Origin of the sequence: Moorena sp. SIO3B2 (genome assembly GCF_010692525.1) — a bacterium.
Lineage (GTDB): Bacteria > Cyanobacteriota > Cyanobacteriia > Cyanobacteriales > Coleofasciculaceae > Moorena > Moorena producens.
In genome coordinates, this window is sequence record NZ_JAAHHE010000524.1 from 1 (window position 1) to 3,540 (window position 3,540).

Below are 3,540 nucleotides of genomic sequence, written 5' to 3' on the forward strand. Positions count from 1 at the left end.
AATATAACCCCGTTAGACAAAAGAAACATAATCAATCTAAAAAAGACTGAAGTATTAACTTTAAATAATCAAAAACTTTAAATAATAAAGAATTCCCTTCATTAAATAATCAAAAACTTTATTTAAATAATAAAAAATTCCCTTCCTTGTTCTAGGACAACGAAACTTATGTTTCTTTTTATCTATTATTTTATTTATTCTTTTAACAAAAATTTGTAATGTTATAGGCGACCAAATATTCAAACATGGTATTAATCCAATAATGCCTCTTTCAATATTAGAAAACCAACCAAACAACCAAAAAAACATAAGGGAAGCCGAAATTACAGATAATATAATCGGAATACGTCCCGTTTGTAAACCAGTATCTTCTAGATTCCTAACAATAATACGTAATGTAACTGAAAGTCCCATAACATATGAAACTATCATAATAATTCTCAATAACCAATTCATTGTAGTTGTACCTTTTTGATTCTTTCCTCTGTCACAGATACCACATGTTTTTTTAATATTCGGACAATTTAATCCTTGACGAATAAAATTTACAACTACTGCACAACAATTATTTTTTGCTATATGATATAAACATTCAGATTTAGGCAATTCATTTTGCAAATACTTTTCAGAATAAAGAATCATTCTTGATATATTTAAATACCAACCAGGAATATGCATTTCAATATCTGGTTTTCTTTTTCGAAGCTCACAGTCTTGTTTAAAAGAAATCGGTTCAGCTTTTGGTGCATAACCTTTTAATACATATAGTATAGAATCATCTCTTTCAACTTCACTGATATGTGTGATATTTATTCTTGGACGATGACTAATATATATTGGTTTTTCCTCATTCTGAAGATCTACTATTGTAATTGAAGCGTGTCCAACATTTCCACCATATATAGCATTAAAGATAGCCATTTTAGGCATTTTACCAGTCCAAATATGTATTATAATGCTCATACTTTATAACTATGAAACCATAACATTTTTAAATTAATATTCTGAAATAATTAAATTAAAAATTAAAAATTCCCTTTCTTGTGCGTGGACAAGTTTTATGCTTTTCTTTTTCCATTATTTTATTTATTCTTTCAATCAAAATTTGTAATGATATAGAAGACCAAATATTCCAGCTAGGTATTAATCCAATTACACATATTTCTATATTATAGAACCAACTAAATCCCCATAAAACCAAAAGTGCAGGCAAAATTATAAACGATATTATAAGAATATTTTGTATTTTAATTGGTAAATTACCATCATCTAATAAAAAGAATAAAAAACTACTAGATACTAAAACTCCAAATATTACAAAAATCCTCAATAACCAAAGTATAATAACCGTACATTTTTGATTACTACTCCTGTTACAGATACCACATGTTTTTTTCATATTCGGACAATTTAATCCTTGACGAATTAAATTTACAACTACGGAAGAAGAATTATTTTTATCTATATGATATAAACATTCAGATTCAGACAATTCATTTTGTAAATATTTTTCAGAATAAAGAATCATTCTTGGTATATTTAAATATGAACTAGACATATGCATTTCAATATCAGGTTCACGTTTTTGCAAATCACAATCTTTTTTTAAAGAAATAGATTGTGATTTTGGCACATAACCTTTTAATAAATATTTTAATAGATATTTTTCAACTTCATTAACATTCGTGATATCTATTCTAGGGTCTATTTTAGGATCTTTTGGGCGATGACTAATATATATTGGTTTTTCCTCATTCTGAAGGTCAATTATTGTAATTGAAACATGTTCAACATTTCCACCATATATAGCATTAAACGGAGCTTTTTCAGGCATTTCGCCCGTCCAAATATGTATTATAATACTCATTTTTAATTATGAAGTTGTGACATTTTGTGATTAACAAAATTAGTAAAGTTCCTGGGGTAAGCTGAAATCCCATTAATAATATTCCAACATATGTAAAATGAAGGTCTACTAAAAGCAGAAACCATGCCCGCTTCCCAATATTTCCATAGTTTTTTATCTACAATATCTAGTTCATAATGTAAAAGATATTGTTCATAACATAAATCAAAATAAATCCATACTGGACGAACTACCATTTCTTTATCTGCATCTGATAAACTATTAATATCAAAGTTTTCATCTAAAACCATTCTTGGTAACTTTTCAAAAATTTCCTGATACCTTTTAGTATATTCACTAACATTTGTTATTAATAACTCTTGCTTAACCCCTTTATTTTGTACCCATATACTATAAATTGATATAACTAAAGCCACTAAGGCAATAAAATCACTCAGTTCCATAAAATAACTTAATTCCATAATTAATAAATTTTTAGGAAATATATATTTTTTTGGTAAGTAATTATAACATAATTATTTCCATAATAGGAAAATTTGATTTAACATTTAGAAGTTTGAAGTTAGACCCCTAGACCTGCTATACTCACTATCCACTACCAATAACCATATGCTGAATGCGATCGCTAAGCACCTACACAGAATTAATTGCCTACTCCAAATCTATGTAACCCTTACCATACAAGGCTTTGAGTTTTTTTTAAATGTGCAATTGATTTTTTGTACCTGCTTATCCGTACCCACAGTAAAAACTGACAGTGGGGCCACCGCAAGTAGCTCGTGAGAGTAACGAGATTGTTCTATCAACCCTTTCAGGAACTAGAGCATGCTGCATCGATAAAGCTCTAGTGGAATAGATACGCTAAAAGCGATCACAACCAATCCCTACCCTTATCTGGTAGTAGGGTATACAACCGAAATTTGGCCAAGATCAGCAGTATCAATGAAGACCTGGTGCAAGCATCCATGAGGCAGTAGCGCTATAGATAAGTGTGATCGCAACCCTTAACAGTCCGGTTTCAAAACTCATCCATCCCTCTACCTTCAACATGGTGGCGGGCGCATTTATTGATGCATTGATGCAGTGTGATTCTCCTACAGAGACGCTACGCGATTGACCTTTGGTCACGCTGCGCGAACGCAGCCATCGGGTTAAGTATCAAAGTGCTTTGCCTATACTCCCATCTTAGATGGCTTTCCGGAAAGTGTGAAATAGTTTATAGGAGTAATTTTTGCTGTCTCTTTGACCATGTCTGAATCATAACCAGTCAACATTCTAGCAAGATTCCCTTATTGCTTTCCGGAAAGCAATAAGAATCCATTTTGATGGCGTACTCAGACCTGTCAACTTCATGTACTTGGGGTATGTCACCAACACACGACCCAATTCTAATTCCAGGAATCGACTCTGTTCCGTTACCGGAATTCCGACTACAGAACTACTTCCCATCAGAGTCATTACTAAGGGGATAAACTATTGCGTAAACAGGCGAACTAAAATACCAATAAGTCCGCTTATGTTAATTAGTCAGTAGATAATAATAAACCTACAGTATAATTTGATGTCAGTTTGGGTGAAATACTTGCGCGCCACTTCCTTGTGAGAAGATGGGCGAGACTGCCCGAATCACCGTTCAATTACGTTTGGTAGGTAAGGAATAGCCTCATGACAAG

4 protein-coding genes are annotated in these 3,540 nt (G+C 31.6%); all 4 read right to left on the reverse strand.

Going from position 1 to position 3,540, the window contains the following annotated elements; translation table 11 throughout:
* Positions 1-60: 60 nt before the first annotated feature.
* Positions 61-963 (reverse strand): hypothetical protein, encoded by a 903-nt coding sequence (locus F6K38_RS37370; protein ID WP_287360053.1) that lies wholly within the window; start codon positions 961-963, stop codon positions 61-63.
* Positions 964-1,018: 55 nt separating this feature from the next.
* Positions 1,019-1,867 carry a hypothetical protein gene (locus tag F6K38_RS37375; RefSeq protein ID WP_287360055.1) on the reverse strand — a complete coding sequence of 283 codons (849 nt, stop codon included), beginning with the start codon at positions 1,865-1,867 and terminating at the stop codon, positions 1,019-1,021.
* Positions 1,868-1,869: 2 nt separating this feature from the next.
* On the reverse strand, positions 1,870-2,328 hold the full coding sequence (locus tag F6K38_RS37380; RefSeq protein ID WP_287360056.1) for a hypothetical protein: 459 nt from the start codon (positions 2,326-2,328) through the stop codon (positions 1,870-1,872).
* 814 nt (positions 2,329-3,142) lie between these two features.
* Positions 3,143-3,325, reverse strand: a complete 183-nt coding sequence (locus tag F6K38_RS37385; RefSeq protein WP_287360058.1) for a hypothetical protein — start codon at positions 3,323-3,325, stop codon at positions 3,143-3,145.
* Positions 3,326-3,540: the final 215 nt, after the last annotated feature.